Source organism: Aeromonas sp. EERV15, from assembly GCF_900079845.1.
Classification (GTDB): Bacteria; Pseudomonadota; Gammaproteobacteria; order Enterobacterales; family Aeromonadaceae; genus Aeromonas; species Aeromonas sobria.
This window is the reverse complement of sequence record NZ_FKKY02000027.1, coordinates 16,220-42,510: the sequence shown is the minus strand read 5'-3', so window position 1 is coordinate 42,510 and position 26,291 is coordinate 16,220. Positions and strand designations below refer to the sequence as shown.

Here is a 26,291-nt window from a genome sequence, read left to right as displayed (position 1 = left end):
GCCTTGCTGGCGTGGAGGAAGTCGAGAGCTTGAGCGATACGCATAAAAAATCCGAAACCAATCAACAGGTTTCGGATTTTCACACATCAGAAGGATCGGTCAATGGATCCTTAACTGATCGGCATTAGGCCAAGTGGCCGGTTTCTGTTTTTATGCGCTTGCGCCGTCTCTATTAACCCAGACGGACCCGGGCGTTGCGGAACATCCGCATCCAGGCGCCATCCTCGCCCCAGTTGTCCGGGTGCCAGGAGTTGGCCACGGTGCGGAACACCCGCTCCGGGTGCGGCATCATGATGGTGGCGCGGCCATCCGTGGTGGTCACCGCAGTGATACCATCCGGCGAGCCGTTCGGGTTGGCCGGGTACTGCTCGGTCACGCTACCGCGGTTATCGACAAAGCGCAGACCCACCAGACCGCTGGCTTGCAACGCGCTCAGGTGAGCAGCATCGCGCACCTCCACGCGCCCTTCCCCGTGGGAGACGGCAATGGGCATCACAGAGCCTGCCATCCCGGCGAAGAAGGCGGAGGGCGACTCCTGCACCTGCACCAGACTGAAGCGCGCTTCGAAGCGCTCGGAGTGGTTACGCACAAAGCGCGGCCACAGATCGGCGCCCGGGATGAGATCCCGCAGGTTGGACATCATCTGGCAACCGTTGCACACACCCAGTGACAGGGTATCGCCACGCTCGAAGAAGCGCTGGAACTGCTCGCTGGCGTTGTCGTTGAACAGGATGGACTTGGCCCAGCCTTCACCGGCTCCCAGCACGTCACCGTAGGAGAAGCCGCCACAGGCCACCAGGGTCTGGAACTCCTCCAGCTTGATGCGGCCAGAGAGAATGTCGCTCATGTGGACGTCCACTGCCGCAAAGCCGGCACGATCGAACGCCGCAGCCATCTCCACGTGGGAGTTGACCCCCTGCTCGCGCAGCACCGCCAGACGGGGGGAGACACCTCGGGCAATATAGGGCGCAGCCACATCCTCAGACGGGTTGTAACTGAGCTTGGCATGCAGACCCGGATCGGTGGCGTCCTGACGGGCGGCGTGCTCTTGATCCGCGCACGCCGGGTTGTCACGCAGACGCTGCATCTGCCAGCTGGTCTCACCCCAGAGAGTGCGCAGCGCGGTGCGGCTGGCGCGATAGAGCTCCTGACCCGCACGCTGCAAGGTGATGAGATCCCCCTCGCGCACCGTGCCAAGCACATGGGAGCAGGCCGCCAGACCGTGACCGGCCAGCAGGGTCATCACCGCCTCTTTATCTTCGCGGCGTACCTGAATGACGGCGCCCAGCTCCTCGTTGAACAGCGCTGGCAACAGCTCGCCGCCGATGCGATCGAGCTGGATGTCGAGGCCGCAGTGACCAGCAAACGCCATCTCGGTCAGGGTAACGAACAGGCCACCATCGGAGCGGTCGTGATAGGCGATCAGTTTGCGATCGGCCACCAGCGCCTGAATGGCGTTGAAGAAGCCCTTGAGCTGAACCGGATTGTCGAGATCCGGCGCCTTGTCACCCAACTGGCGATAGACCTGCGCCAAGGCGGAAGCACCGAGACGCTGCTTGCCGTTGCCAAGATCAATCAGGATAAGGTCAGTTTCACCGAGATCGGTTCGCAGCTGTGGGGTCACTGTGCTGCGCACATCCTCAACCCGGGCAAAGGCAGTGATCAGCAGGGAGAGCGGCGAGGTGACGCTTTGCTCCTTGCCATCCTGCTGCCAGCGAGTCTTCATGGACATGGAGTCCTTACCGACCGGAATGGTGATACCAAGGGCCGGACAGAGCTCTTCACCCACCGCTTTGACCGCCTCATAGAGACCGGCATCTTCCCCCGGGTGACCGGCAGCGGACATCCAGTTGGCAGAGAGCTTGACCCGTTTAAGGGAACCGATATGAGCCGGTGCCAGGTTGGTCAGGGCCTCGGCTACCGCCATACGGGCTGAGGCAGCGTGGGAGAGCAGCGCTACCGGGGTGCGCTCACCCATCGACATGGCTTCACCGTGATAGCTGTCGTAGGTGGCGGCGGTGACGGCGCAGTCAGCCACCGGGATCTGCCAGGGGCCAACCATCTGGTCGCGGTTAACCAGACCTGTGACGCTGCGATCGCCAATGGTGATAAGGAAGGATTTTTCTGCCACGGTCGGCAGGCGCAAGACCCGCTCGGCCGCGTCACTCAAGGTGACGCCATCGAGCTGGAGCGCCTTGCCTTGGGCGGGCAGGGTCTCCACGTCGCGGTGCATCTTGGGCGCCTTGCCCAGCAACACGTCAAGCGGCAAGTCGATGGGCTGGTTGTCAAAGTGTGCATCCGACAGCGTCAGATGCTTCTCTTCGGTAGCGGTACCGATCACGGCATAAGGGGCGCGCTCGCGCTCGCACAGTGCCTTGAACAGGGGTAACTGCTCCTGCGCCACCGCCAGCACGTAACGCTCCTGGGATTCGTTGCACCAGATCTCCAGCGGGCTCATGCCCGGCTCGTCGCTCTGGATGGCGCGCAAATCAAAGCGGCCGCCACGCTCGCCGTCGTTGACCAGCTCCGGCATGGCGTTGGAAAGACCGCCCGCACCTACGTCATGAATGAAGACGATAGGGTTCGCCTCCCCCATCTGCCAGCAGCGATCGATCACCTCCTGGCAACGGCGCTCCATCTCGGGGTTGTCACGCTGTACCGAGGCAAAATCGAGATCTTCGGCCGACTGGCCGGAGGCCATGCTTGATGCCGCACCGCCGCCCAGACCGATGTTCATCGCCGGGCCGCCCAGCACGATGAGGGCCGCCCCAACCGGGATCTCCCCTTTCTGCACGTGTTCGCTGCGGATGTTGCCGATGCCGCCCGCCAGCATGATGGGCTTGTGGTAACCACGCACCTCGACGCCATTGTGGCTCGGCACCTCCTCTTCGAAGGTACGGAAGTAGCCGAGAATGGCCGGACGGCCGAACTCGTTGTTAAACGCCGCGCCGCCGAGCGGACCTTCTTGCATGATGTCAAAGGCGCTGACGATGCGGCTCGGCTTGCCGAAATCCTGCTCCCAGGGCTGCTCGAAGCCGGGGATGCGCAGGTTGGAGACGGAGAAACCGACCAGACCCGCTTTGGGCTTGGCACCACGGCCGGTGGCACCCTCGTCGCGGATTTCGCCGCCGGAGCCAGTGGCTGCCCCGGGGAAGGGGGAGATGGCAGTCGGGTGGTTGTGGGTCTCCACCTTCATCAGGATGTCGACCCGCTCCTGGTGGTATTGATACTCACCATTGGCCGGGCTCGGGAAGAAGCGGCCACCCTGGCTCCCTTCCATCACGGCGGCGTTGTCTTTATAAGCAGAGAGGACATGATCCGGCGTCTGCTCGAAGGTGTTCTTGATCATCTTGAACAGCGACTTGGGCTGCTGCTCACCGTCGATGGTCCAGTCGGCGTTGAAAATCTTGTGACGACAGTGCTCGGAGTTCGCCTGGGCAAACATGTAAAGCTCAATGTCGTTGGGGTTGCGACCAAGCCGGGTGAAATTCTCCACCAGATAGTCGATTTCGTCATCGGCCAGTGCCAGACCCAACGCCACGTTGGCTTCGGCCAGCGCAGCACGGCCACCGCCCAGTACATCCACATGGGTGAAGGGGCGCGGCTCGTGGTGAGCAAATAGCGCGCTCGCCGCTGCCATGTCGGCAAACACCACTTCCATCATCCGGTCATGGAGCTCTGCGGCAATGGCGCTGCGCCGGGCGGCACTCAGCTCACCCTGACCACCTTTGATAGTCAGGTAATAGGCAATACCTCGCTCCAGCCGCTTGACCTTGGTCATGCCGCAGTTGTGGGCGATGTCGGTTGCTTTGGAAGACCAGGGGGAGATAGTGCCGGGACGGGGGGTAACAAGAAACAGCTGACCACTGGGGGTATGTGCGGGGATAGTCGGGCCATGTGGTGCACCGGAGTGCAGGAGCTGGCCCAGCCTCGCTCGCTCGGGGGGCGACAGGGGGCTCGTCAGCTCGGCAAAGTGCACATATTCGGCATAGACATCCTCTATCTCTAATCCACTCTCTTTTCCACTTTCCAGTTCACTTTTTACCGCAATCTGCGCTAAGCGCTGCAGCAGTTTTTGGACACGAAAATCAGACAGCGCTGGGGCACCACGCAAGATATCCATATAACCTTTCTCACCTAGTTTTAAAGTGGGGGGGAATTGAGACGCGCGTATTATAGGGATCTGGCTCACAGCGGACAAACGTTTTTCTCATTTCATGCTGTGTGACTCGGCGCACACTCTCTGGTATAAAGGTGCCTCTTTTTTGACAAATGCCGATTTTTTCAACAAAGGTACTCACCTACTTGCGATGCATTTTTCGACTGTTTATCGGGTTGTTGTTGACGCTGACACTAGTCGGCTGCGACTTCTATAGCCCCTCCAGCCAGCTGGAGCAGATCCGCCAGCGTGGCGAGATCCGGGTTGGCACCATCTATGGCCCTACCTCTTATTACCAGCGTGATGACCTCGCCCAGGGGTTCGATTACGAGCTGGCGCAAAGTTATGCCGACTGGTTGGGGGTGAAGCTCACCATCATCCCGGTCGACACCACTGACGAACTTGTCGCCCTGCTGAAAAAGGGCAAACTCGATCTGGCGGCTGCCGCCATCATGGTCACCCCCGAGCGGCGCGAGCTGTTTCGCTTCGGCCCGGGCTTCTATCAAGTCTCCCCCAAGCTGGTCTATCGCAATGGCAAACCCAAGCCTGCCTCGTTGAACGACATCAAAGGCAAGCTGGTAGTGGCCGCCGGCTCCACCGGTGAAGACCTGCTCAAGGAGATGAGCAAGGAGAATCCCAAACTGACGTGGAGCACCAGCCACAACGCCGATGTGGAGGAGCTGCTCAAGCAGGTGGTGGATGGCAAGATTGACTACACGGTGGTGCAGGATACCGTGCTGGCCCGAACCCAACGCTACTACCCCGAACTCACTGAGGGGCTGACCCTGGCCCAGAAGCAGACCGTCGCCTGGGCCATGAGCAAGCTGCCCGATGACAGCCTCTATGCCAGTGTCATCGACTTCTTCGGTCAGCGCTTCATGGATGGAGCCATCGCCAAGCTGGATGAGAAGTACTTCGGCCACGTGCAGAACTTCGACTTTGTCGATACCCGCACCTTCCTGCAGCGCGCCAAGAACCTGCTGCCAAAGTACCAGTCGCTGTTCCAGACCCACGCCAAAAATATCGACTGGCGTCTGCTCGCCGCCATCAGCTATCAGGAGTCCCACTGGGACCCGCAGGCCCGCTCCTACACCGGCGTGCGCGGCATGATGATGCTGACTGAACCGACCGCCAAGGCGATGGGGGTCAATAACCGACTTCATCCGGAACAGAGCATCAAGGGGGGTTCCCTCTATCTGCAACAGATGATGGAGAAGGTGCCCGATTCAGTGCCCGATGACGAGAAGGTGTGGTTTGCTCTCACCGCCTACAACATAGGTTACGGCCACATGATGGATGCTCGCCGCCTGACCAAAGAGCTGGGCAAGAATCCCGATGCCTGGAGCGATGTAAAAGAGGTGCTGCCGCTGCTGCAACAAGCACGCTGGCATCGCAAGGTGCGTTATGGCTACGCCCGTGGCAGCGAGGCGCGCAACTATGTCAATAACGTGCGCCAGTACTACCAGAGCCTGCTGTGGCTCGATAACGAACAGCAGAAAGCCCATCAGCGTGAACGTCTCGACAACGACAGCGAGCCGGAAATTGCCGAGCGCCCCACCGTCATCGCCGAGGTGGTGCGCCAGATCACCATGAGCTAACAAGCCATTATTCGGCTATTTTCAGGCACACTTCTCTGTTACCATCTGATTACATCGGAGCCTATCCGAAATCGCATTGTTTTCATCATCTTGATATTTTCAATAACAGCAATTTCTGATGGGCTCCATCAATGACCCATGGCCAGGATGGCCACCCGATTGGGAGGAGACCAAGATGCAAAAACGTAGAAAAATCAGTCTGGTCAGAAAAGCAAAGAGCGGCTGGAGCCCCAGACGTAAACTCAAGCTTAATGACATCAAGCGCAACCTGTGGCGCAGAAATCGTTCATATACCTTGCTTATTGCAGAACCAACAGCATAAACCCGGCATTCGCCGGGTTTTTTTATCTTCATTGTCACCTGACTAACGTCTTACACCAGCGCAGCCTTGAACTGTACCGTCCGCTTGGATACCAGCGAGTTGCAGTGGTTGCAGAAGTAATCCACCGCTCCGCATGCCTGGAGACGCTCCAGCTCCTGCTGGCAGGTGGGGCAAATGGCCGTGACGCGAACATGGGCCTGGCACTGGCCACAAGTCTGCTCCTTGCTACGGGCATCCAGTTCAGCCTGGCATGATGGGCAAAGCAGGGCTTCCATTGTCGACTCCTCATAAAGTGAACCTGTGATGGGCTTGCCCATGGCAGGTTCCCCTCCCCGCCGGACCTAACGCCACTGCAGGGGGAATAACAAAGCGGCTGCCGGTGAGGGCAGCCGCCAGGGCTTATTTCTTCATCTTCAGCAGGCGTTTACGCTGCCGTTCCTGACTCAGGGTCATGGTATTTTTTCTGCCTTCAAACGGGTTGGCCGATTCCTGGAATTCAACCCGGATCGGAGTACCCATGATCTTGAGGGACTTGCGGAAGTAGTTGATCAGGTAACGCTTGTAGGAATCGGGCAAGTCGTTCAGCTGGTTACCGTGGATCACGATACGCGGCGGGTTGTAACCACCGGCGTGAGCATATTTGAGCTTGACGCGGCGACCGTTGACCATAGGCGGCTGGTGATCTTCCTGCGCCATCTGCATGATGCGGGTCAACATGGCAGTACTGGTTCGACGGGTCGCCGACTGGTACGCCTCCTGAATCGACTCAAACAGGTGGCCGACACCGCTGCCATGCAGGGCAGAGATGAAGTGGACGCGGGCAAAATCGATAAAGCCCAAGCGACGTTCCAGCTCGTTCTTTACATCTTCTTTTACTTTCTGATCCAGACCGTCCCACTTGTTGACTACCAACACCACCGAGCGGCCGGAGTGGAGCACAAAGCCAAGGATGCTGAGATCCTGATCGGTGATGGTCTCCTGGGCGTCGATCACCAGCAGGCAGACGTTGGCATCTTCGATGGCCTTGAGGGTCTTGATGACGGAGAACTTCTCCACCGTCTCGTGCACCTTGCCACGACGACGCACACCGGCGGTATCGATAATGACGTACTTCTGCTCGTCACGCTCCATCGGGATATAGACGGAGTCACGGGTGGTGCCGGGCATGTCATAGACGATGACCCGATCTTCGCCGAGCATACGGTTGGTCAGGGTCGATTTACCGACGTTAGGGCGACCGACGATGGCAAACTTGATCGGCAGGTCGGCAAACGGGGTCTCTTTGGTATCTTCCCGGGTATCCAGATCACCGGCAGCTACCATGCGCAGCAGGGCTTCTTCGTCGAAGTCCTCCTCTTCTTCCTGCGCATCTTCATCGGTAGCGGCGTCGACCAGGGTTTCCAGGTGGGGAGCCAGCGCCAGTTCGAACAGGCTCAGTACACCACGACCGTGGGCAGCGGCGATTTGATAGACATCACCCAGCGCCAGGGCGTAAAACTCGGACACAGCGGAATCACCGTCGATGCCATCGGTTTTGTTAGCAACCAGAAACACCTTTTTGTGGGTCTTGCGCAGGTGTTCAGCGATGGCTTGATCCGCCGCAGTCATACCGGCACGGGCATCCACCATAAACAGCACCACATCGGCTTCTTCGATGGCCAGCAGGGATTGCTCGGCCATCTTCAGCTCGATCCCCTCTTCGGAGCCATCGATACCACCGGTATCGACCACGATAAATTCCAGCTCGCCCAACTTCGCCTGACCGTATTTACGGTCCCGGGTCAGACCGGGAAAATCGGCGACCAGGGCATCCCGAGTACGGGTCAAGCGGTTAAACAGGGTGGATTTCCCCACATTGGGGCGGCCCACCAGGGCTACTACAGGAGTCATAAAAGCCTCATTCTCAAGACGACAAAGGCTCCTGGCCAAAAAGCCAGGAGCCGGATATTCACATTAACGGACGATCAAGGACGCTTGAGGGCGTACAACTTGCCGTCACGGCTCTGCACATACAGGGTGTCACCATCCACCAGTGGGGCGGCATAGAGACCACTGCTATCGAGCTGCTGCATCGCCTTGATGGTACCGTCGGTACGATCCAGCCAATACAGGTATCCTTCCACATCACCCACCACCACATAGTCACCAAAGATGACAGGTGCAGTGACGGTACGATTCTCCAGCTTGGTATTAGACCACAACTCCAGGCCGTTGCGACGATCGACTGCAAACAGGTGGCTGCGGCTGTCGGTCAGCACGATGGCATTGCCGGTCATCGCCAGATCGCGATAGCCGGAATACTTGCGCTTCCACACCTCGTCACCGGTCATCAGCTTGCGTGCCATCAGTTGACCATTGTAGGCAATGGCATAGAGCTCATCACCAGCGATCAGCGGGCTGGCATCGACGTCAACCATGCGGTCAAGCTCAGTGGCACCACGGGGATCCGCCACCTTGGATTGACGAACCGGCTGACCGTTGGCCAGCAGGGCAATGCCCACTTTGCCATCGGCACGACCGTAAATCACCGCACCATTGGTGATCACCGGCGCACCGGCACTGCGCAGGGTCAGCGGGGGCTGCTCTTCGGAGAGCGACCATTGCAGCTTGCCCTCATCGGTATCGAGCGCAATCAGGCGGCCAGAGGTGGTCAGCACCACCACCCGGCCATCTTCTACAGCAGGGCTGGCAACCACTTCACCGGGCACATTGGTCTGCCACAGCACCTCGCCGTTCTCTGCGTTCAGGGCATAGACAACGCCGTTTTCGGAGCCTAGGAACAGCTTGCCGTAACGGGAGACCAGACCACCGGAAAGGCGAGCGCTGCGCTTGTCGGCATTGACCGGCAGATCGGCCAGGTCAACGGTCCACAGACGATCGCCACTGACACGATCGAAGGCGGTGACATCACCACCACGGGCAGCAGCATAGATATGCTCCTCTTCCACCACCGGCTTGAGCTGGGAGTAGAAGTTACCGATCCCGTCACCGACCGTCGCAGACCAGGCCGTATCAGCACTGAAGGCAGATTCAACCTGGGGCAGCGGTGCCATCGGGTTGAGATCTTCTTCCGAACTGAACAGGGAGCATCCCTGCAGCGCGAAGGAGACCGCAGCCCCCAGCGCTACCATCTTGAATAGATTACGCATCCGGTGCCTCACCCATTACCACGGCCGGCAAGGCCAGGTCGTCCATCTTCAGTTTGAGTTCCTGGCTGCTTTGCAGGCCGCCAGCATCTGCGGCTGCCTGATAAGCATCACGGGCTTCTTCGCTCTTGCCCTGCTTTTGCAGGATATCGCCACGCACTTCCGCGACTTGGGCTTTGAAAGCATCACTGGTAATAGTGCCAAGCTTGGCCAACGCCTCATCGGCCTTGCCCTGATCATTCAGCACCCGGGCCAGGCGCAGAGCAGCGATGGGGCGAATGCTCTCGTCACCACTGGTGGCCACCAGGGTCAGCTGCTCGGCAGCCAGATCCAGCTTGCCCGCTTTGACAGCAGCAGCCGCCAGTTGCAGGGCGGCCAGCTCACTGTAGGAGTCACCCTTGTTGGCAGTGACAAACTGCTGTGCCTGCTCGAAACCGGCAGCATCAGCTTTGACCAGTTGTTCAATTGCCTGGTTGTAAGCTTGGGAGGAAGCTTCCATGGACTCTTGTTGATGCTGGTTGTAGTAGCGCCAGCCGAACAGGCCGACCAAGCCGATCACGGTCCCGGCGATCACCGATGTCCCGTTCTCTTTCCACCACTCCTTGATAACCTCAACCTGTTGTTCTTCGGTGGTATAAACTTCCACAGCTTACTCTCCTTTGGCTGCCAGCAGGGCGATGGCGGCGTCAACCTTGACGGTCTGTTGCTCAGCCTGACCACGCAGGTATTTGATAGTGATCTCCCCGTTTTGCACCTCGGTTTCACCAAGGATCAGGGCGATAGACGCGCCGCTCTTGTCGGCACGTTTGAGTTGTTTCTTGAAATTGCCGCCACCGCAGTGGCTCATCAGGCGCAGGTCTGGCAGCGCATCACGCAGCCGCTCGGCCAGTTGGAAGCCAGCCTGCTCGGTCCCCTCACCCACCATGGCCAGATAAACATCCACGGCAGGACGGATATCGCCATTGAGCTCGAGGGTCTCCAGCATCAATACCAGACGCTCCATGCCCATGGCAAAGCCAACTGCCGGGGTCGCCTGGCCACCAAGCTGCTCAACCAGACCATCGTAGCGACCACCGGCACAGACGGTGCCCTGGGCACCCAGGCTGGTAGTGACCCACTCGAACACGGTCAGGTTGTAGTAGTCAAGGCCGCGCACCAGGCGTTCGTTCACTTCAAACGCGATACCGGCAGAGGTGAGCAGGCGCTTGAGCCCCTCGAAGTGAGCCAGACTCTCTTCGCCAAGGTGATCGAACAGACGGGGAGCATTAACCAAAATGGCCTGTACTTTTTGGTCTTTGGAGTCGAGTACCCGCAGCGGGTTGCTGTACATACGGCGCTGGCTCTCTTCGTCCAGCTGATCCTTGTACTGCTCCAGATAGGCCACCAGTGCATCGCGATAGGCGGCACGTTCGGCGCTCTGACCCAAAGTATTGAGCTGCAGGGTGACATTATCGCTGATGCCAAACAGGCGCCACAGGCGATGGGTCAGCATGATCAGCTCGGCATCAATATCCGGCCCGTTAATGCCAAACAGCTCGACACCGAACTGGTGGAACTGGCGATAACGGCCCTTCTGAGGACGCTCGTGACGGAACATGGGGCCCATGTACCACATCCGGCGTTCCTGGTTATAAAGCAGGCCGTGCTCGATACCGGCGCGGACGCAGCTGGCAGTTCCTTCCGGACGCAGGCTCAGGCTGTCGCCGTTGCGGTCATCAAAGGAGTACATCTCTTTTTCGACCACGTCGGTCACTTCACCGATGGCGCGCTTGAACAGGTGGGTCTGCTCGACAATCGGCATGCGCACTTCGCTGTAGCCATAGCTGGCAACGACCTGGCGCAGGATCTGTTCAACCTTCTGCCATACCGGGCTCTGCTCCGGCAGGCAATCATTCATACCGCGAATAGCTTGGATCTGTTTTGCCACGTTGATACTCGAGAAAAAGAGGTAAAATTTGGCCGCATTATAGGGATTTTCACCCCCGAGGTAAAATCAGAGAATCCGTATGCGGGATGTAAAATCAGTCACCTGGAACGAGGGCCACCCAAGGTGGCCCCAATTTGTTCAATCCTTGCCCACCAGGATCTGGTTGGCGGGGTCCAGCATGGCGGCTCTGGCACGAATACGCCGTTCCAGGATCGGGATCAGATCCTTGTTATCGAGCCGATCGACCCGCAGGCCCCCTTCATAGAAGGCGCTCTTGTTGGCCGCGCCAGCCAATCCCAGATCGGACACCAAGGCTTCGCCCGGACCATTGACCACACAGCCGATGATGGAGACATCCATCGGGGTGATGATGTCTTCGAGCCGCTCTTCCAGCGCATTGACGGTAGCGATCACATCGAACTCCTGACGGGAGCAGGAGGGACAAGCAATAAAGTTGATACCACGGGAGCGGATCCGCAGGGATTTGAGAATATCAAACCCGACTTTGATCTCTTCAACCGGATCTGCGGCAAGGGAGATACGAATGGTATCGCCGATCCCATCCGCCAGCAGCATGCCAAGACCGACCGCCGATTTCACCGCGCCAGCTCGAAAACCACCGGCCTCGGTGATCCCCAAATGGAGTGGCTGCTCAATCTGTCTGGCCAGCAGGCGATAAGCTCCCACTGCCAGGAACACATCAGAGGCTTTCACACTCACCTTGAAGTTCTGGAAATCAAGGCGATCCAGATACTCGACGTGGCGCATGGCGGATTCCACCAGTGCCTCGGGGGTCGGCTCGCCGTACTTCTCCTGGATATCTTTTTCCAGCGATCCGCCGTTGACGCCGATGCGGATCGGAATGTTCAGATCGCGCGCACAATCAACCACCGAACGTACCCGCTGCTCGTTGCCGATGTTACCCGGGTTGATACGCAGGCAATCAGCACCATACTCCGCCACTTTCAACGCTATGCGATAGTCAAAGTGGATATCGGCAACGATAGGGATACGGGTCTGTTGCTTGATGAATTTGAAGGCTTCCGCCGCTTCCATGGTCGGCACAGAGACACGGACAATATCGGCACCAACTCGCTCGATCCGCTGGATCTGCTCGACGGTCGCCGCCACATCGGTGGTCTTGGTGTTGGTCATGGTTTGCACCGTGATGGGGGCATCGCCCCCGACCGGTACATTACCAACCATGATCTGCCTGGATTTACGACGAATAATGGGAGATTCGTGAGCGGATTTTTCGTGAACAGACATGGGAAACAGGTTACTCCTGCGGCAATGAGAAGCGAGCAGTACGGCCGTTGTTATAACGACTCATATCAAACGAGGTGCCCTTGTAGTCAAGCTTGACCGCCATCGGCGCACCAATGGTGAACTTGAGGGGCTCGGCGCCTTCCAGCACCAACTCGTCATTGGCTTTCTTCAGACCGCTGAACAATGTCTTGCCGTTGCCATCTTTCACATCTAGCCAGCAATCGGCGGTGAAGCTCATCTTGAGTTGTGGCGTCTTGGCTGGCTCACCTTGAACCACCTCCGCTGTTGGTTCTGCCACTGCACTCGGCACAGAGGTATCGGCCACGGCACCATTCACCGGAGCCGCAGAGACTGCCGCTTGAGTGCCAGTTGCCGCAGAGACAGGTGCAGCCACATCAGTGCCAACGGCAGCAGATGGCTCAGCCCCCTCAATAAGCACAGGGCTAATGATCTCGGGCTGCGGATCGGCTGCAGGCTCAGAGACGGTCGCGCTCATTTCTGTTGCGGCAAGGGCTTCGTCACCGGCAGAACGGCGGGCGGTACTCTGCCACCACCAGGCGACGGAGAGCGCAATCAACACCAGGATCACCAGCCAGGTCACCATCTTGAGCCGACTGTCATTGGCTTGCTGGCGAGAACGGCGGGAGAAACTTTGCATGTCGATATTATCAGGTGGCGTCAGACCCAGCTTGTCGTAAGCGGCAAGAATAGTCTCATCCGGGATCCCAACCAGCTTGGCATAGGAGCGCAAATAGCCGCGGATAAACGTATGGGAGGTGTTCTTGTCGTAAGTATCCGATTCAATAGCAGCAATCAGGGTCAGACGAAGGTGAATGCGGGATGCAACCTGTTCTCGTGTCCAGCCAAGCTGTTCACGGGCGTTGCGCAGCAATTGGCCTGGGCCTGCTGCCTGGGAGTCGTCTTGAAAATCGTGTGGCTGTTCAGTAGTCATTGGATAAATAACGCTTGGCTTGTTGCGAAGTGGGATATTGCCTTACCAGCTCAGTCCCGAATTGGTGAATTAATGCCGGTTTGTCCATCGCCTGTGCCAGCCGCAATCTCAACCAGAGACTGTCCTCGTTCTCGTCTGACGCATCGGCAAAACGAGCGAGGTAGGACTGCACATCAGGCAGCTTGCCATCTTTCATGGAAAGCTCGGCCAAGTCCAGCAATAACCTTGGGTTGCGGGGATTATACCCCAAGGCCAAGCGATAGTACTCGCTTGCTTTATCATTTCTGCGATTTTGCTGGGCGCAAAACGCTGCATTTTCATAGGTATCGGAGATTTTCACGTAGCCCGGCTGCTGCACCGCCTGATTAAAGGCCTTATCCGCCTCCTCATAACGGCCACGATCACACAAAAAGGCACCATAGTTGTTCATTGCGTCAGCATTGGACGGATCCATGGCAAGGGCATTCTTGTAATGATTTTCAGCGGCAATGAAATCCCCTACGGTCTGATAGAAGTAGGCGAAACCAATCTGGATTTGAGAGTTGGAGGGGTCATACTGGAGGGCGCGGTCAAGATTGAACTTGGCCTGCTCGGCATTGCCCTGACGCAGGTACTGGATCCCCAGGTCGAGGCGAGTTTGGGCAGCCGCCTTAAGGTCGGGACCCACTTCACGCTGGGTAGAATTCTGGCCAGCGTAAGTGGTCTCGGTCACACAGCCGGGCAGCGCGCAGAGCGCTGCCACTACGATCAATGTACGTGTATCCATTCCCTTTCTATACAATGGCTTAGCATTTAAACCATTTTGACGGAAATCCCATCCTGTTGCATCCGATTTTTGATAGTTCGCTTGGTACGGTCAATTACGTCACCCACCAGCTGACCACATGCGGCGTCGATGTCGTCACCACGGGTCTTGCGCACAATCACGGTGTAACCGTACTCCATCAACACCTTGGAGAAGCGATCGATACGGCTGTTGCTCGGCTTGCCATAAGGATTGCCCGGGAAGGGGTTGAACGGGATCAGGTTGATCTTGCTCGGCGTATCCTTGAGCACTTTGGCCAGTTCGTGAGCATGTTGCATGTCGTCATTGATATGATCGAGCAGTACATATTCGACGGTGACCCGGCCACCATTGGCATTGGACTTTTCAAGATAACGACGGACACCAGCGAGGAAATCCTCAATGTTGTACTTGTCGTTGATCGGCATGATCTCGGAGCGCAACTTGTCATTCGGCGCATGCAGGGAGATAGCCAATGCCACGTCGATCTGGTCGCCCAGCATGTCCAGTGCCGGTACCACCCCTGAGGTCGAGATAGTCACACGACGCTTGGAGATACCATAACCGTAATCATCCATCATCAGACGCATGGCAGGCACCACGTTGGCGAGGTTGAGCAGCGGCTCGCCCATCCCCATCATCACCACGTTGGTGATGGGACGCTTGCCACCGACTACACGGGCGGCGCGCCACACCTGACCGATGATCTCGGACACTTTCAGGTTGCGGTTAAAGCCTTGCTGGGCAGTGGAGCAGAACTTGCACGCCAGCGCACAGCCGACCTGGGAAGAAACACACAGGGTGGCCCGATCGCCTTCGGGAATGTAGACTGTCTCGACTTCCTGATCACCCACCTGCAAGGCCCACTTGATGGTGCCATCAGAAGAGCGCTGTTCCCGGCTGATCTCCGGCGCTTTGATCTCTGCCATCGCCTTGAGGCGATCCTTGAGCACCTTGTTGACGTTGGTCATCTGATCGAAATCATCACAACCGAAGTGATAGATCCACTTCATTATCTGATCTGCCCGGAATGGCTTCTCGCCCAGTTCGACGAAGAAGGCACGCATGGCATCCCGATCAAGATCCAGCAGGTTGATTTTTGTTTCGCTCATCAATGGCCTCAGTTCAAACACTTCATCAATTATTGGCTGACGATGTCAGGGGGCGGCATTGTACAAATAATGGGGCTGGCTTTCCACCTGGAGAATAGAGGGATATTGCGCAAAAGGAGTGACGCCTGCAAAACAACAAAGGGAGCCGAGGCTCCCTTGTGTCTATCAAGCCACACCTCAAGCGCGGGTGTGGAGCTCTTCTTCGTTAAAGAAGTAGGCAATTTCACGCTGGGCAGAGGCAAAGCTGTCGGCACCGTGCACCGCGTTGCGATCGATGCTCTCGCCGTAACAGGCGCGAAGAGTACCGGCCAGCGCTTGCTCGGGATTGGTCAGCCCCATCAGATCGCGATAACGCTGTACGGCATTTTCCCCTTCCAGCACCTGCACCATCACGGGGCCAGAGGTCATGAAGGTCACCAGCGCATCATAGAAAGGACGGCCTTGATGTTCAGCGTAGAAGCCGGCGGCCTGGTCACTGGTCAGACGCAGCATTTTGGCGGCGACGATAGTCAGCCCGGCACTTTCCATGCGGTGGTAGATCTCACCGATCAAGTTCTTGCTGACAGCATCCGGTTTGACGATAGAGAAGGTACGTTCGATGGCCATTGGTATCTTTCCTTAATTACAGGGTCTTATTGTTAGTATCCATGTTCGCTGGCGATTATACGTAAACAAAAAGCGGATAAACACACAAAAAAGCAACTTTTTATTAAACATAACCTCCTTGCAATCAACATCAACACTCATCTTCGCCGAGCAGTGCGGGAAAATATGTGCGCTTGCGCACGATAGCCCTTTTAAGCTGCCAAAAAGACACCTTTTGCTCACTATTCGAACAACATGAAAAAGGCACCCGAAGGTGCCTTGTCTCGCTTATTTGGCTTCCGCCAGCAGGGCGCGCGCTATGGTGCGCATCCCCAGGGTATTGGCCCCCGGCGCCCAGAGAGCATCGCCGTTATCGCTAAAGCAGGCGGCCAGATCGATATGCAGCCAGCCCATCCCTTCGTTGACAACGAAACGGGAGAGGAAACCCGCCGCGTTGGAGGCGCCGCCTGGCCCGCCCCCCTTCACCGGGCGGCTGTTGGCCGTGTCGGCATAATGGGAGGGGCACTGCTGACGGTGCCAAGGCTCCAGCGGCAGCGGCCAGGCAGGCTCCTGCTCGGCATCGGCATAGGTCATGGCCCGGCTTACCAGCCCCTTGTCGAGGCCAAACAGGGCATTGTAGCGACCACCCAGCGCCATCACGGCGGCACCGGTCAGGGTGGCAGCGTCGATGATCAGCGGTGCGCCGCTGTCACTGGCCAGTTGCAGGCCATCGGCCAGCACCAACCGCCCCTCGGCGTCGGTATTCACAATCTCCACCGTGGTGCCGTTCTTGTAAGTGAGGATATCCCCCAACTTGTAGGCATGGCCGGAGACCAGATTCTCGGCGCAGCAGAGGATCAACTTCACCCGCTTGTCGAGGCCGCGCAGCATGGCCAGCGCCAGCGCACCGGTCACAATGGCCGCGCCCCCCATGTCGCACTTCATGGTGAGCATCCCCTCGGAGCTCTTCATGGAGTAGCCGCCAGAGTCAAAGGTGATCCCCTTGCCCACCAGCGCTGCAGCTACCGGCGCTCTGGGATCCCGCGCCGGATTAAAATCCAGCTCAAGCAGCACTGGCTCGCGCTCACTGCCACGGCCCACCTGATAGAGGCCGACCCAGCCTGCCTGTTGCAGCGCTTCACCTTTCAAAATACGGTGACTCACCTTGTCTGGCGCCAGCTCGGTAATAAAAGCAGCGGCTTCGACCGCCAGCTCCAGCGGCCCCAATTGCTCTGGTGTGGCATTGGTCATCTCACGCACCCAGCGCCCACATAACCAACGCGCTTCCAGCTCTTCTCTGTCCTCTTCCGAGGACATGGCCCATTGCAGTTGCACCTCCACCTTGGGGGTTTGTAACCCCTGGGCAAAGGCCCACTGCTGCTCGCGATCCCAATGCCCTGCAAGCGCTACTTTCTGGATCCCCTGCTGACAGAGGCGGCGCGCCGCCTGCTGAATATCGAGCAGTGGGGAAGCGGTGATCAGGTGGATCACCACACCGTCGGCACGGTATGAGAGCAAGGCCCCGTCCCCCCATTCCGCCGGGGCAAAATCACGACTTAACCAGACATTCATGCAGTTACCTCCTGTAACCAGCGCGCGATAGTACGCACGCCGTGGCCTTTAGCACCGGTAGCCCACAGCTCGTTGCCCGACTTCTGATATGCCGCTGCCAGATCCAGGTGTACCCACCCCTTTCCTTCATTGGGCACAAAATGGGACAGGAAGGCGGCCGCAGTGGTGGCGCCGGCCGTGCCTTCGGCGGAAGCCACGTTGCCCAGTTCGGCAAAGGCCGAGGTGAGCTGGCTGGCATGCCAGGGTTCCAGCGGCAGCGCCCACGCCTGCTCATTTTCGGCCTTGGCAGCGGCCAGCGCACGCTGTTGTTCGGTCTCATCGAGGGCAAACACGGCGTTGTAGTCGCGGCCCAACGCCATCTTGGCAGCGCCGGTCAGGGTCGCGGCATCCAGGATGTAGGTCGCGCCACTGTCGGAGGCAGCCATCAGACCATCGGCCAGCACCAAGCGGCCTTCCGCATCGGTATTCTGGATTTCAACCGAGATACCATTTTTGTAGGTAAGGATATCACCCAGTTTGAAGGCATGGCCGGAGACCAGATTCTCGGCGCAACAGAGAATGAGCTTCACCCGCTTGTTCAGGCCACGGCTGATGGCCAGCGCCAGCGCGCCGGTGACCATGGCGGCACCGCCCATGTCAGACTTCATCGGCAGCATGTTGTCAGAGGACTTCATGGAGTAGCCACCGGAGTCGAAGGTGATGCCCTTGCCCACCAGGGCAGCGACCACTGGGGCGTTGCGATCCCCGGTCGGGTTGTAATCAAGCTCCAGCAACACCGGCTCGCGCTCGCTGCCACGACCGACCGACCAGATCCCGATGTGGCCCGATTCGCGCAACGCTTCGCCGGCAGTGATACGGGCGGTCACCAGATCACCGGCCAGACCGCGAATGAGCAGCAGGGCCGATTCCGCCAGACTCATGGGGTAGATCTCTTCCGGGCAGCCATTGGTGATGTCACGAGCCCAGCAGCTCGCCTTGATCAAGGCATCCAGCTCGCAGCTATCCGCCTCACTCTGGTGGCCAAAGTCCAGTTCACGCACTCCTTTAGCGGCATAAAAGCCCTGGGCGAAGGCAAAACGGCGTTCCAGATCCCAACCATCTCCGACCAGCTTGACCCGCTTGATCCCGGTGGACTCAAAGCGGCGGGCCGCACGCTGAATGGCACGCAGTGCATCTTTTTCCTGACCAACCGACCCCAGATGGATGTCAGCTCTGTCACCATTAAAACTGAGTAGCGCACCCTCGCCCCAATGGGCGGCAGCAGCCTGGGTAGATAACGCTACGTTCATCATGTTAGCCATCGTGTTTGCTTCCTTTTTTACTGGCACGATTTATAAGCACTCTTCATAGGCAAAGAGGGAATAACGAATACAAAAAAGGCCGTGCCCTTTAAGGGGCACGGCCTTCACCATATCACTGAAGCACCACGGGATGCTGCACGTGCAATGCACTCATGGGTAATTAATGGCGTTCAGATGCAAGGTTCAGGGTGTACTTGGGCAGCTCGACCACCAGATCCTCGTCCTCAAGCCTGGCTTGGCAACTCAGCCGTGATTCCGGTTCCAGGCCCCACGCCTTGTCCAGCATATCGTCTTCCAGCTCGTCGCTTGGCTCGAGAGAGTCAAATCCCTCTCGCACCACACAATGACAGGTGGTGCAGGCACAGGACTTCTCGCAGGCATGTTCAATCTCGATCCCATTACGCAGCGCCACGTCGAGAATGGTCTCACCACGTTGCCCCTCAAGGGCGACACCATCCGGACAGAGTACAGGATGAGGAAGAATGATCAGTTTTGGCATATTACACCTTGTTGACGTTTTGTCCGGTCAGCACCTTGCGGATGGACGCATCCATCCGACGTGCTGCAAATTCACCACTGACAGCATCTGCCGCCTCAATGGCATCTTTGATTTGATTGGTGGTGCCTGTGCTGCGCATGATCAGCAGGTGGGCGATGGCGGCATCGATCTCGGCGCGCTCGGCAGCACTCAGCAATGACTCACCATCGGCGGCCAAGGCAACGTTGAGGCTCAGGGCAACCCGATCAGCTTCTACCTGCTGCTCTGCCAGCATGCGAGCATCCATATCTTGCTGGGCATGCTCAATGGACGCGCTCAACATGGTAAGAATGTCCTGCTCCGCCAGACCGTAAGATGGCTTGACCTGGATCTCGGCCTGCACGCCGGAGGATTTCTCCATGGCACTGACCGACAGCAAACCATCCGCATCCACCTGGAAAGTGACACGAATATGGGCTGCGCCCGCCACCATGGGTGGAATACCGGTCAGGGTAAAGCGGGCCAGTGAGCGGCAATCGGCGACCAGCTCGCGCTCTCCCTGCACCACATGGATGGCCATGGCAGTCTGACCATCCTTGAAAGTAGTGAACTCCTGGGCGCGGGCTACCGGAATGGTAGTGTTGCGCGGGATCACCTTCTCGGCGAGGCCACCCATGGTCTCCAGACCCAGTGACAGCGGGATCACATCCAGCAGCAGCATCTCGGCATCGGGCTTGTTGCCCACCAGAATATCAGCCTGGATGGCGGCGCCGATGGCAACCACCTTGTCCGGATCAATGCTGGTCAGCGGCGTACGCTGGAAGAAATCCCCTACCAGTTCGCGCACCAAGGGCACCCGGGTGGAGCCACCGACCATCACCACTTCCAGCACTTCCACCTGCTCAAGATCCGCATCGCGCAAAGCGCGGCGGCAAGCCAGCAGGGTTCGCTTCACCAGCGGTGTGATGAGTTGTTCAAACTGGCTGCGGGTCACACTGCCCTGCCAGCCAGCGAAGATGCAAGCCACCTGCTCAGCATCGGTCAGGCCGTGTTTGATCTGTGCCGCCACATCCAGCAACTCACGCTGCAAATGAGCATCCAGATCGCCGGAGAGGCCAGCCTGCGCCTTGATCCAGTCCGCCAGCAGGTGATCGAAGTCATCACCGCCGAGGGCCGAATCGCCGCCAGTGGCCATCACTTCAAACACACCGCGATGCAGACGCAGGATGGAGATATCGAAGGTACCGCCACCCAGATCGTAAACGGCAATCACCCCTTCCTGACCGGAGTCGAGGCCATAGGCAATCGCGGCGGCGGTAGGTTCGTTGAGCAGCCGCAGCACGTGCAGACCGGCCAGACGGGCCGCATCCTTGGTGCCCTGACGCTGGGCATCATCGAAATAAGCAGGGACGGTAATGACCACACCGTCGAGATCGCCACCCAGGGAGGCCGAGCCACGCTCGGCCAGTGTTTTCAATATTTCGGCCGATACCTGTACCGGATTGACCAAGCCCTGGCAGGTTTGTAGCTGGGGCATACCGTTCTCGGCGGCAACAAACAGATAAGGTTGCTGACGGGTGTCAATATCGGCCAGCGCCTTGCCCATCATCCGTTTGACCGAGACGATGGTGTTGTGCGGATCAAGGGCTGCTTCGCGCTTGGCATCAATACCCACTCGAATAGCATCGGTCTGATAATGCACCACCGACGGGAGAAGATCGCGCCCTTGCTCATCGCAAAGGGTATCGGCGTGACCGCTGCGAACCGCAGCAACGAGAGAGTTGGTGGTGCCGAGATCGATGCCGACGGCACGTTTGTGCTGATGAGGTACAGCGCTCTGGCCGGGCTCGGCTATTTGCAGTAATGCCATGGGTAATCAAACTTCCAGCGTTAAAGGATCAAGACTCGAGGAGCGAGTCTTCGAATCGTTCCAGCTCTTCGAGGAGCTTGTCGACAAACTTGAGTTTGCGGACGCAGTCAGCCGCGCCCAAATCTTCGCCTGCGGCGAGATACGCGGTCAACTGCTGCATCAGCAGCTGATGATCATGCCTGATTTCAGAGCGAAAATCCTTGATGGCACGCTCAGGGTCAGCGTCGTCTTTCAAATCAGCCAGACGTTCACGCCACTCCAGTTGCTGCATCAGAAATGCGGTATCTTGCAGTGTTTGCTGCTCACCACGAATATCCGTACCGCGTAAGGAGAGCAGATATTCCGCACGGCGCAGCGGGGCTTTGAGAGTGGTGAAGGCCTCGTTGATTTGAGCTGCATGCTGCACTGATGCCAGCTGCTCCCGCTCGGGGGCCGTAGCAAAACGATCGGGGTGGAAGCGGGTTTGCAGTTGTCGGTAGGTATCCGCTAACTGCCGGGTGTCTAGTTCGAAGCCTTCAACCAGCCCAAACAGCTCGAAATGGTTCATACAAACCTCTTGGCAACGGTCGTCATAACCACTCTCGATATAGCGGCAGAAATAGCACGGTTGAACTGGCGGTCAGATGCCAGTTCAACCGTCACATCCGTCAGGTCACCCCTGTCAGACATTAAAGCTCTCGCCGCAACCACATTCGCCTTTGGCATTGGGATTATTAAACTGGAAGCCCTCATTGAGGCCCTCCTTGACGAAATCCAGTTGAGTACCGTCCAGGTGGATCAGACTCTTGGCATCGACAATAATTTTCACACCCTGCTGCTCGAATACCTGGTCTTCCTCGGCCAGCTCATCAACAAACTCGAGCACATAAGCCAAGCCAGAGCAGCCGGTGGTCTTGACGCCGAGGCGCAGGCCAATGCCCTTGCCCCGGTTAGTCAGAAAAGAAGACACCCGTGCCGCTGCGGCATCTGTCATGGTAATAGCCATACTGCTCTCCGGCGCTTAGAGACCTTTCTTCTGCTTGTAATCGGCGATAGCAGCCTTGATGGCATCCTCAGCCAGAATCGAGCAGTGGATCTTTACCGGTGGCAGTGCCAGCTCTTCGGCGATATCGGTGTTCTTGATGCCAGCCGCTTCGTCCAGGGTCTTGCCCTTGACCCATTCGGTCACCAGGGAGCTGGAGGCAATGGCAGAGCCACAGCCGTAAGTCTTGAACTTGGCATCTTCGATGATGCCCTCATCGCTGATCTTCAGTTGCAGCTTCATCACGTCGCCACAAGCCGGAGCACCAACCATGCCGGTTGCGATGCTGGGATCATTCTTGTCAAAACCACCGACGTTACGGGGGTTTTCATAGTGGTCGATTACTTTTTCACTGTAAGCCATATCTCACTCCTGCTAATTCCGTTGTTCACTGACCCTGTTGGATCAGTGATGAGCCCACTCGACCGTGTTCAGATCGACGCCATCTTTATACATCTCCCACAGTGGAGACATCTCGCGCAGACGGCCAATGGAGTCACGAATAAGCTTGACTGCGTAATCAATCTCTTCTTCGGTGGTAAAGCGACCCATGCTGAAGCGAATGGAACTGTGTGCCAGCTCGTCATTAAGACCCAGCGCACGCAACACATAGGAAGGTTCCAGGCTGGCAGAGGTACAGGCCGAACCGGAAGAAACCGCCAGATCCTTCAGCGCCATGATCAGGGATTCCCCTTCCACATAGGCAAAGCTGACATTGAGGTTACCCGGCACACGCTGCTCCAGATCACCGTTGATGTAGACAGCTTCAATATCTTTGATGCCATCCCACAGACGCTGACGCAGTGCCATGATGTGCGGCGCTTCGCTGGCCATCTCTTCCTTGGCGATACGGAATGCTTCGCCCATGCCGACGATCTGATGAGTTGGCAACGTGCCAGAACGCATACCACGCTCGTGACCACCGCCATGCATCTGGGCTTCCAGACGAACACGGGGCTTGCGACGGACATACAGGGCACCGATCCCCTTGGGACCATATACCTTGTGCGCAGAGACGGAGAGCAGATCGACTTTCAGTGCCTCGACGTCCACCGGAATTTTGCCCACGCTCTGGACTGCGTCCACGTGCAGCAAGATCTTGCGGGAGCGACAAAGCTCACCGATGGCAGCGATGTCTTGCACCACGCCAATCTCGTTGTTGACATGCATGATGCTCACCAGAATGGTGTCATCACGCAAAGCCGCATTGATTTGTTCGATGGTAAACAGACCGTTTGGCATAGGTTCAAGGTAGGTCACCTCGTACCCTTCACGCTCCAGCTGGCGGCAAGTATCAAGCACTGCCTTATGTTCGGTCTTGGAGGTGATGATGTGCTTGCCTTTGCCGGCGTAAAAATGTGCAACGCCCTTGATGGCCAGGTTGTTGGATTCAGTAGCACCTGAGGTAAAGACGATTTCGCGCGGGTCTGCACCGATCAGCTCTGCCACTTGATTACGGGCCAGATCAACCGCTTCTTCGGCTTGCCAGCCAAAGCGGTGGGAACGGGAAGCCGGATTGCCGAACAGGCCATCCATGGTGAGACACTGCATCATTTTTTCTGCGACACGCGGGTCCACCGGACAGGTTGCCGAATAATCAAGGTAAATAGGCAGTTTCATGTATTTCTCCGTTACAGCCTTGTTCGCACATCGAACGACTGTGGAAAGCACGTTTGTTTATAGTTGGACTTTCAAGCTCACATTGCCGCGTTCTGTCCGTTCAACCAGGGACAACGCGGTTTTCATCTGTTCATCTTGCTTGCCGGCAATCCGGCGTACATCTGCCTGGCGAACCAGTTCTGCCAGGGTGATATCGCCGAGAAAACTGGAAATTCGCTCACTGAGATCACGCCACAAAGAGTGGGTCAGACACTGGGTGCCGCCATGGCAGCCACCCTTACCGAGACACTTGGTGGCATCAACCGACTCATCTACTGCGGTGATCACCTGGCCAACAGATATCTCGTCGGGAGCCAGTCCCAAGCGATAACCACCACCCGGACCACGTACGCTGCTCACCAGGCCATGCTTGCGCAGGCGGGCAAACAGCTGTTCGAGGTAGGACAAGGAGATGCCCTGACGCTCGGAAATATCGGCAAGGGGCACAGGCCCCTGCTCTGCATGCAGTGCCACGTCGAGCATGGCGGTTACAGCGTAACGTCCTTTAGAAGTCAGTCTCATGAGCCTTACCGTCTTGCGAAGCAATTTGATGTGGCACATGGTCACATACCCGACAAAAACAGTCAAGTATTATGGTTGAGTAAAACAGTCGGTTAATCCGGTGTTTTCATTTTCTGAACCGAGGTCAAAATGCCGCGCAAGATATTGAGTTCAGATGCTTCCGGTCGTGCACGATTGAACAGCCGACGCAGTTTGCTCATCACATGCCCCGGGTGATCATCGGCAATGAAACCGGTCTTTAGCAGTGTTTGTTCCAGGTGCAGATAAAACCCTTCCAGTTGGGCAGCACTCGGATAGGCCATCTCCTCTTCGGGTTCGACTGCCTGCTCTTGCAGCCAGTGCATCCGTATTTCGTAACAGAGGGTCTGGACCGCCATGGCCAGATTGAGGGAGCTGTATTCCGGATTGGCCGGGATAGCCACATGGTAGTGGCACTTTTGCAGCTCATCATTGGTGAGACCGGTACGTTCACGACCAAATACCAGCGCGACCGGGTGCTGCATTCCCTCAAGCACCAACTTCTCGCCCGCTTCACGGGGATCGAGCATCGGCCAGCTCAGGGTTCGGGAACGCGCACTGGTGCCAATGACCAAACCACAGTCAGCAATCGCTTCATCGAGCGTCGACACAATGCGCGCATTAGCAAGTACATCGCTGGCCCCTGCCGCCAGGGCGAAGGCATTGTCATCCGGCAAGGCTTGTGGATCAACCAGCACCATCTGAGTCAGCCCCATGGTCTTCATGGCCCGCGCCGCAGACCCCATGTTGCCGGGATGGGAAGTGTTTACCAAAATAATACGAATTTGATCCAGCATGCCCTGTCAATCTACAGTCAAAAATGGCGCGTAATAGTAACATAACCAATCGCTATTTTGGCACCGTAAAAGGTGCGCCATTTCAGAACAAAAGCGGTGATTTGTATAACAAACAAGCATGAGGCAATCGAGGTGGGACACTAAACTTGAAGGATACCTGTTCTATGAGATCGGAGAAATCAAGCCATGCTCCCTCCATTTATCTACGAGAGATTACCCAGCCTCTATCTGCTGGCAGCCGTTGCCCTGATTATGCTCAATGAGCAACGACTACTCTGGTTTGCTGGCGCCTTGCTATTTATCGTGGGCGCAGTGACCTGGATGATGCGTTCCAGCTATCGTCGTACCGATCTCATCATCTTTCCTGCAAAACGCTGGCTACAACCCGAGTGGCTTTATGAAGCCCAGCCCTTTGTGTTGCTTGCGCTGGGGTTGGTCATATCGCAACTGGCTGCCCCGATAGCGCTCGCAGCGTTTGTGCCCTGCTTGTGGGCATGTCGTTGTCTCTGGGCACGGCACCGTTATCGCCACCATGCCCATGTGGTAAGCAATCACTTAAAGCGGGAGCCGGCTCGGCGCCGCATGCACCGGAGCCTGCGCTGACTCGGCGCGGGCGCGCTCGATAAAGGTCGCCAAGTCCATCAGGGGATACTTCATCAGGCTCGGCAAGCCATCGAGATCCAGACTGTCCATCAGGTTTTTTACCTCCAGACCCAGCTCGGTATCCCCTTCAATCTTCAGCTTGCGCTGAAAAAACAACGAATCAGGATCCTCTTTACGCCCGGCAATCAGGATCAGATCGTTGACCGTACCGCTGAAACAGACATCCGCCTTGGCACATTCGCGAGCCACCACCAGCTGACCATTCTGCTCACTGATAAACCAGCACAGCTCCAGATCAGAGACTTCTACTTTCAGCCACTTATCTGCCAGAAACTCGAAATCGCCATCTTCGATGGCTTCCTTGAATACCCGAGCCAACAGGCTCTCCATCAACTGTTTTTGCAGATTGAAGGGGACCAGCTTGAGGGGATGGCGCAAGAAGCGCGGAGCCTGTTCGACCAGGCGATGTTGCAGTTGTTGAAACACAATAGACTCCCTTTTTTCGCATTCAAACACAGGGCCACTGCAAAGATCCTGTTGGAAATCAAACTTATGCAGGGTTACCTCAAGATGGACAAAGCCACACAAAGCTGCCT

The 26,291-nt window shown here is 57.5% G+C and carries 25 protein-coding genes; 3 read left to right on the top strand and 22 right to left on the bottom strand.

Annotation, left to right across the window (positions count from 1 at the left end; genetic code table 11):
• Nucleotides 1-172: 172 nt before the first annotated feature.
• Nucleotides 173-4,123 (bottom strand): phosphoribosylformylglycinamidine synthase, encoded by a 3,951-nt coding sequence (gene purL, locus BN4575_RS19150; protein WP_068979375.1) that lies wholly within the window; start codon nt 4,121-4,123, stop codon nt 173-175.
• A gap of 149 nt (nt 4,124-4,272) precedes the next feature.
• On the opposite strand from purL, the gene mltF reads away from it, so the two are divergent.
• Both mltF and BN4575_RS22130 read left to right on the top strand, forming a co-directional pair.
• A complete protein-coding gene (mltF, locus tag BN4575_RS19145) occupies nt 4,273-5,757 on the top strand; it encodes a membrane-bound lytic murein transglycosylase MltF (protein ID WP_068979374.1) in 1,485 nt (494 codons plus the stop codon).
• Nucleotides 5,758-5,932: 175 nt separating this feature from the next.
• On the top strand, nt 5,933-6,079 hold the full coding sequence (locus BN4575_RS22130) for a hypothetical protein (protein ID WP_162850107.1): 147 nt from the start codon (nt 5,933-5,935) through the stop codon (nt 6,077-6,079).
• 50 nt (nt 6,080-6,129) lie between these two features.
• Here BN4575_RS22130 and BN4575_RS19140 read toward each other — a convergent pair whose 3' ends face one another.
• From BN4575_RS19140 to trmJ, 20 genes are all read right to left on the bottom strand, one after another.
• Entirely contained in the window at nt 6,130-6,354 is a 225-nt protein-coding gene (locus BN4575_RS19140) for a zinc ribbon domain-containing protein (RefSeq protein ID WP_068979373.1), read from the bottom strand.
• A 124-nt stretch (nt 6,355-6,478) separates the two neighbouring features.
• On the bottom strand, nt 6,479-7,969 hold the full coding sequence (der, locus tag BN4575_RS19135; protein ID WP_068979372.1) for a ribosome biogenesis GTPase Der: 1,491 nt from the start codon (nt 7,967-7,969) through the stop codon (nt 6,479-6,481).
• Nucleotides 7,970-8,043: 74 nt separating this feature from the next.
• Nucleotides 8,044-9,228, bottom strand: a complete 1,185-nt coding sequence (bamB, locus tag BN4575_RS19130; protein ID WP_068979371.1) for an outer membrane protein assembly factor BamB — start codon at nt 9,226-9,228, stop codon at nt 8,044-8,046.
• Nucleotides 9,221-9,871: a YfgM family protein gene (locus tag BN4575_RS19125; RefSeq protein ID WP_068979370.1), complete on the bottom strand. Its 651-nt coding sequence runs from the start codon at nt 9,869-9,871 to the stop codon at nt 9,221-9,223. The genes bamB and BN4575_RS19125 overlap by 8 nt, the downstream gene beginning before the upstream one ends.
• A gap of 3 nt (nt 9,872-9,874) precedes the next feature.
• A complete protein-coding gene (hisS, locus tag BN4575_RS19120) occupies nt 9,875-11,152 on the bottom strand; it encodes a histidine--tRNA ligase (RefSeq protein ID WP_042019024.1) in 1,278 nt (425 codons plus the stop codon).
• A 138-nt stretch (nt 11,153-11,290) separates the two neighbouring features.
• Nucleotides 11,291-12,421, bottom strand: coding sequence for a flavodoxin-dependent (E)-4-hydroxy-3-methylbut-2-enyl-diphosphate synthase (ispG, locus tag BN4575_RS19115; protein WP_042019023.1), 1,131 nt, complete (start codon nt 12,419-12,421; stop codon nt 11,291-11,293).
• A 10-nt stretch (nt 12,422-12,431) separates the two neighbouring features.
• Nucleotides 12,432-13,373 (bottom strand): RodZ domain-containing protein, encoded by a 942-nt coding sequence (locus tag BN4575_RS19110; RefSeq protein WP_068979369.1) that lies wholly within the window; start codon nt 13,371-13,373, stop codon nt 12,432-12,434.
• On the bottom strand, nt 13,363-14,154 hold the full coding sequence (gene tapF / locus BN4575_RS19105) for a PilW family type IVa pilus biogenesis/stability lipoprotein TapF (RefSeq protein ID WP_098969695.1): 792 nt from the start codon (nt 14,152-14,154) through the stop codon (nt 13,363-13,365). The genes BN4575_RS19110 and tapF overlap by 11 nt, the downstream gene beginning before the upstream one ends.
• A gap of 11 nt (nt 14,155-14,165) precedes the next feature.
• Nucleotides 14,166-15,269 carry a bifunctional tRNA (adenosine(37)-C2)-methyltransferase TrmG/ribosomal RNA large subunit methyltransferase RlmN gene (locus tag BN4575_RS19100; protein ID WP_042019018.1) on the bottom strand — a complete coding sequence of 368 codons (1,104 nt, stop codon included), beginning with the start codon at nt 15,267-15,269 and terminating at the stop codon, nt 14,166-14,168.
• Nucleotides 15,270-15,446: 177 nt separating this feature from the next.
• On the bottom strand, nt 15,447-15,875 hold the full coding sequence (ndk, locus tag BN4575_RS19095; RefSeq protein ID WP_042019017.1) for a nucleoside-diphosphate kinase: 429 nt from the start codon (nt 15,873-15,875) through the stop codon (nt 15,447-15,449).
• 267 nt (nt 15,876-16,142) lie between these two features.
• Complete coding sequence (gene pepB / locus BN4575_RS19090) at nt 16,143-17,426, bottom strand: aminopeptidase PepB (RefSeq protein ID WP_068979368.1); 1,284 nt, start codon at nt 17,424-17,426, stop codon at nt 16,143-16,145.
• Nucleotides 17,423-18,727: an aminopeptidase PepB gene (gene pepB / locus BN4575_RS19085; RefSeq protein ID WP_068979367.1), complete on the bottom strand. Its 1,305-nt coding sequence runs from the start codon at nt 18,725-18,727 to the stop codon at nt 17,423-17,425. The genes pepB (BN4575_RS19090) and pepB (BN4575_RS19085) overlap by 4 nt, the downstream gene beginning before the upstream one ends.
• Nucleotides 18,728-18,887: 160 nt before the next feature.
• Nucleotides 18,888-19,226 carry an ISC system 2Fe-2S type ferredoxin gene (fdx, locus tag BN4575_RS19080; protein ID WP_042019013.1) on the bottom strand — a complete coding sequence of 113 codons (339 nt, stop codon included), beginning with the start codon at nt 19,224-19,226 and terminating at the stop codon, nt 18,888-18,890.
• 1 nt (nt 19,227) lies between these two features.
• The gene (gene hscA, locus BN4575_RS19075; protein ID WP_068979366.1) at nt 19,228-21,075 is read right to left on the bottom strand and encodes a Fe-S protein assembly chaperone HscA; all 1,848 of its coding nucleotides are present in this window, start codon (nt 21,073-21,075) and stop codon (nt 19,228-19,230) included.
• Between the two features lie 28 nt (nt 21,076-21,103).
• Complete coding sequence (gene hscB / locus BN4575_RS19070; RefSeq protein WP_042019011.1) at nt 21,104-21,622, bottom strand: co-chaperone HscB; 519 nt, start codon at nt 21,620-21,622, stop codon at nt 21,104-21,106.
• Between the two features lie 114 nt (nt 21,623-21,736).
• Nucleotides 21,737-22,060, bottom strand: a complete 324-nt coding sequence (gene iscA / locus BN4575_RS19065) for an iron-sulfur cluster assembly protein IscA (RefSeq protein ID WP_042019010.1) — start codon at nt 22,058-22,060, stop codon at nt 21,737-21,739.
• A 15-nt stretch (nt 22,061-22,075) separates the two neighbouring features.
• Nucleotides 22,076-22,459: a Fe-S cluster assembly scaffold IscU gene (iscU, locus tag BN4575_RS19060; RefSeq protein ID WP_040094674.1), complete on the bottom strand. Its 384-nt coding sequence runs from the start codon at nt 22,457-22,459 to the stop codon at nt 22,076-22,078.
• Nucleotides 22,460-22,501: 42 nt separating this feature from the next.
• Nucleotides 22,502-23,716 carry an IscS subfamily cysteine desulfurase gene (locus tag BN4575_RS19055; RefSeq protein WP_068979365.1) on the bottom strand — a complete coding sequence of 405 codons (1,215 nt, stop codon included), beginning with the start codon at nt 23,714-23,716 and terminating at the stop codon, nt 22,502-22,504.
• A gap of 57 nt (nt 23,717-23,773) precedes the next feature.
• Nucleotides 23,774-24,277, bottom strand: a complete 504-nt coding sequence (gene iscR, locus BN4575_RS19050) for a Fe-S cluster assembly transcriptional regulator IscR (protein WP_042019006.1) — start codon at nt 24,275-24,277, stop codon at nt 23,774-23,776.
• 92 nt (nt 24,278-24,369) lie between these two features.
• On the bottom strand, nt 24,370-25,092 hold the full coding sequence (trmJ, locus tag BN4575_RS19045) for a tRNA (cytosine(32)/uridine(32)-2'-O)-methyltransferase TrmJ (RefSeq protein ID WP_068979364.1): 723 nt from the start codon (nt 25,090-25,092) through the stop codon (nt 24,370-24,372).
• A 186-nt stretch (nt 25,093-25,278) separates the two neighbouring features.
• On the opposite strand from trmJ, the gene BN4575_RS21375 reads away from it, so the two are divergent.
• A complete protein-coding gene (locus BN4575_RS21375; protein WP_042019004.1) occupies nt 25,279-25,695 on the top strand; it encodes a hypothetical protein in 417 nt (138 codons plus the stop codon).
• On the opposite strand, the gene BN4575_RS19040 is transcribed toward BN4575_RS21375, so the two are convergent.
• On the bottom strand, nt 25,648-26,181 hold the full coding sequence (locus BN4575_RS19040; protein ID WP_068979363.1) for a ubiquinone anaerobic biosynthesis accessory factor UbiT: 534 nt from the start codon (nt 26,179-26,181) through the stop codon (nt 25,648-25,650). The two genes, BN4575_RS21375 and BN4575_RS19040, sit on opposite strands and share 48 nt — an antisense overlap.
• Nucleotides 26,182-26,291: the final 110 nt, after the last annotated feature.

Bases quoted from the DNA above. Each gene is read 5' to 3' on its own strand.
- purL (WP_068979375.1), bottom strand. From the start codon at position 4,123: ATGGATATCTTGCGTGGTGCCCCAGCGCTGTCTGATTTTCGTGTCCAA.
- mltF (WP_068979374.1), top strand. From the start codon at position 4,273: ATGCCGATTTTTTCAACAAAGGTACTCACCTACTTGCGATGCATTTTT.
- BN4575_RS22130 (WP_162850107.1), top strand. From the start codon at position 5,933: ATGCAAAAACGTAGAAAAATCAGTCTGGTCAGAAAAGCAAAGAGCGGC.
- BN4575_RS19140 (WP_068979373.1), bottom strand. From the start codon at position 6,354: ATGGAAGCCCTGCTTTGCCCATCATGCCAGGCTGAACTGGATGCCCGT.
- der (WP_068979372.1), bottom strand. From the start codon at position 7,969: ATGACTCCTGTAGTAGCCCTGGTGGGCCGCCCCAATGTGGGGAAATCC.
- bamB (WP_068979371.1), bottom strand. From the start codon at position 9,228: ATGCGTAATCTATTCAAGATGGTAGCGCTGGGGGCTGCGGTCTCCTTC.
- ispG (WP_042019023.1), bottom strand. From the start codon at position 12,421: ATGTCTGTTCACGAAAAATCCGCTCACGAATCTCCCATTATTCGTCGT.
- BN4575_RS19110 (WP_068979369.1), bottom strand. From the start codon at position 13,373: ATGACTACTGAACAGCCACACGATTTTCAAGACGACTCCCAGGCAGCA.
- BN4575_RS19100 (WP_042019018.1), bottom strand. From the start codon at position 15,269: ATGAGCGAAACAAAAATCAACCTGCTGGATCTTGATCGGGATGCCATG.
- ndk (WP_042019017.1), bottom strand. From the start codon at position 15,875: ATGGCCATCGAACGTACCTTCTCTATCGTCAAACCGGATGCTGTCAGC.
- pepB (WP_068979368.1), bottom strand. From the start codon at position 17,426: ATGAATGTCTGGTTAAGTCGTGATTTTGCCCCGGCGGAATGGGGGGAC.
- pepB (WP_068979367.1), bottom strand. From the start codon at position 18,727: ATGGCTAACATGATGAACGTAGCGTTATCTACCCAGGCTGCTGCCGCC.
- fdx (WP_042019013.1), bottom strand. From the start codon at position 19,226: ATGCCAAAACTGATCATTCTTCCTCATCCTGTACTCTGTCCGGATGGT.
- hscA (WP_068979366.1), bottom strand. From the start codon at position 21,075: ATGGCATTACTGCAAATAGCCGAGCCCGGCCAGAGCGCTGTACCTCAT.
- hscB (WP_042019011.1), bottom strand. From the start codon at position 21,622: ATGAACCATTTCGAGCTGTTTGGGCTGGTTGAAGGCTTCGAACTAGAC.
- iscA (WP_042019010.1), bottom strand. From the start codon at position 22,060: ATGGCTATTACCATGACAGATGCCGCAGCGGCACGGGTGTCTTCTTTT.
- iscU (WP_040094674.1), bottom strand. From the start codon at position 22,459: ATGGCTTACAGTGAAAAAGTAATCGACCACTATGAAAACCCCCGTAAC.
- BN4575_RS19055 (WP_068979365.1), bottom strand. From the start codon at position 23,716: ATGAAACTGCCTATTTACCTTGATTATTCGGCAACCTGTCCGGTGGAC.
- iscR (WP_042019006.1), bottom strand. From the start codon at position 24,277: ATGAGACTGACTTCTAAAGGACGTTACGCTGTAACCGCCATGCTCGAC.
- trmJ (WP_068979364.1), bottom strand. From the start codon at position 25,092: ATGCTGGATCAAATTCGTATTATTTTGGTAAACACTTCCCATCCCGGC.
- BN4575_RS21375 (WP_042019004.1), top strand. From the start codon at position 25,279: ATGCTCCCTCCATTTATCTACGAGAGATTACCCAGCCTCTATCTGCTG.